Source organism: Caulobacter sp. B11, from assembly GCF_002737765.1.
GTDB lineage: Bacteria > Pseudomonadota > Alphaproteobacteria > Caulobacterales > Caulobacteraceae > Caulobacter.
The window spans coordinates 1-2,163 of sequence record NZ_PEGG01000366.1; the positions used below are offsets into that span (position 1 = coordinate 1).

Consider the following 2,163-nt stretch of genomic DNA (forward strand, 5'->3'; position numbering starts at 1 on the left):
CGCGTGCCACCCAACGTGCTCGCCGATAAACGTCGAGATGAAGAAGTAGCTGTGATCATACCCCGCCCGCCGCCGCACGGTGACCTTGCGGCCGGCCTTGGCGGCGGCGGCTTCGATCAGCTGAGGCTTCAGCTGACCTTCCAGGAAATTGTCGGCCAGGCCCTGGTCGATCAGGATGTCGTCGAAGCTCTCCCCCGCCCCGTCCTCGATCAGGGCGCAGGTGTCGTGGGCCCGCCAGAGGCTGCGGTCGTCGCCCAGATAGGCGGTCATGGCCTTTTCGCCCCACGGGCAGTTCAGCGGCGAGACGATCGGCGAGAAGGCGCTGACCGACTTGAACAGGTCGGGATGGCGCAGGGCGATGGTCAGGGCCCCGTGGCCGCCCATCGAGTGGCCGAAGATCCCGCGCCGGGCCGGGTCCAGCGGAAAGGCCCCGTCGACGGCCTGCAGCAGGTCTTTCGTGACATAGGAATACATCGAGAAGTGCGGCGCCCAGGGCGCCTGCGTGGCGTCGACATAGAAGCCCGCCCCCTGCCCCAGGTCATAGGCCGGATCGTCGGCCACGCCGTCTCCGCGCGGCGAGGTGTCGGGCGCGACGATGGCGATGCCATGCCGGGCGGCGTGTTCATAGACGCCGGATTTGACGGTGAAATTGTCTTCCGTGCAGGTCAGACCCGAGAGCCAGACCAGATAGGGAAACGGCCCCTCCCCGTCCGGCGTCCACACGGTGAACTTCATCGGCGTGCCGGTGCTGGCGCTGGCGTGCTTGCAGTAGCGCAGGGTTCCGCCATGGAGGCGGTGGGTGGCGAGGGTTTCGATCATCTCAAACTCCTCCCCTCCCCCTTGCGGGGAGGGGTTGGGGGTGGGGGAGCCAGCGCCGAGCCGGAGCCCCCAATCCGACCGCTTCGCGGCCACCTTTCCCCGCAAGGGGGAAAGGATTCAACGTCAGAACGTCACCACCGTCCGGATGCTCTCGCCGCTGTGCATGAGGTCGAACGCCTCGTTGATGCGCTCCAGCGGCAGGACGTGGGTGATCATCGGGTCGATCTGGATCTTGCCGTCCATGTACCAGTCGACGATCTTGGGCGTGTCGGTGCGGCCGCGCGCGCCGCCGAAGGCCGTGCCCCGCCAGACCCGGCCGGTGACCAGCTGGAACGGACGGGTCGAGATCTCTTTCCCTGCCTCGGCCACGCCGATGATGATGCTTTCGCCCCAGCCGCGATGGCAGGCTTCCAGCGCCTGGCGCATCACCGTGGTGTTGCCCGTGGCGTCAAAGGTGAAATCGGCGCCGCCGTCGGTCAGGGCCACCAGATGGGCGACGATGTCGCCGTCGATGGTTTTCGGATTGACGAAGTGGGTCATGCCGAACTTGCGGCCCCAGTCCTCGCGGTCGGGATTGATGTCGACCCCGACGATCATGTTGGCGCCGGCCAGCCGGGCGCCCTGCAGCACGTTCAGGCCGATGCCGCCCAGGCCAAAGACGATGACATTGTCGCCGGGCTTGACCTTGGCGGTGTTGATCGCCGCGCCCACGCCGGTGGTGACGCCGCAGCCGCAGTAGCAGGCGCTCTTGAACGGCGCGTCCTTGCGGATCCGGGCCACCGCGATCTCGGGCAGGACCGTGTAGTTCGAGAAGGTCGAGCAGCCCATATAGTGGTGGATGGTCTGGCCCTTGTAGGAGAAGCGGCTGGTGCCATCGGGCATCAGGCCCTTGCCCTGGGTGGCGCGAATGGCCGTGCAGAGGTTGGTCTTGCCGCTCAGGCAGCTTTTGCACTGGCGACATTCGGGCGTGTAGAGCGGGATCACGTGATCGCCGACCGCCAGGCTGGTGACGCCGGCCCCGACCTCGACCACCACGCCCGCGCCCTCATGGCCGAGGATCGAGGGGAACAGGCCCTCAGAGTCCAGGCCGTCCAGCGTGTAGGCGTCGGTGTGGCAGACGCCGGTGGCCTTGATCTCGATCAGCACCTCGCCCGCCTTGGGACCTTCCAGGTCGACCTCGACGATCTCCAGCGGCTTCTTGGCCTCAAAGGCTACGGCGGCGCGGGTCTTCATCGGGCGAGTCTCCTCAAGGTTTCGTGCGGCGCACCTTTACCAAAGCCCACGCCCGGGTCGAGGCCCGGCCGGCAATTAGACGGCTTCGACGGCCGGCAGGCGGTAGCGGCC

General features: G+C 67.3%; 2 protein-coding genes. Both read right to left on the reverse strand.

Features of this window, described 5'->3' with window-relative positions:
- Window positions 1–819: S-formylglutathione hydrolase (gene fghA / locus CSW58_RS12860; protein WP_099447552.1), on the reverse strand; the 819-nt coding region annotated here is incomplete at its 3' end.
- A gap of 123 nt (window positions 820–942) precedes the next feature.
- Window positions 943–2,052, reverse strand: a complete 1,110-nt coding sequence (locus tag CSW58_RS12865) for an S-(hydroxymethyl)glutathione dehydrogenase/class III alcohol dehydrogenase (protein ID WP_099447553.1) — start codon at window positions 2,050–2,052, stop codon at window positions 943–945.
- Window positions 2,053–2,163: the final 111 nt, after the last annotated feature.

Bases quoted from the DNA above. Each gene is read 5' to 3' on its own strand.
- CSW58_RS12865 (WP_099447553.1), bottom strand. From the start codon at position 2,052: ATGAAGACCCGCGCCGCCGTAGCCTTTGAGGCCAAGAAGCCGCTGGAG.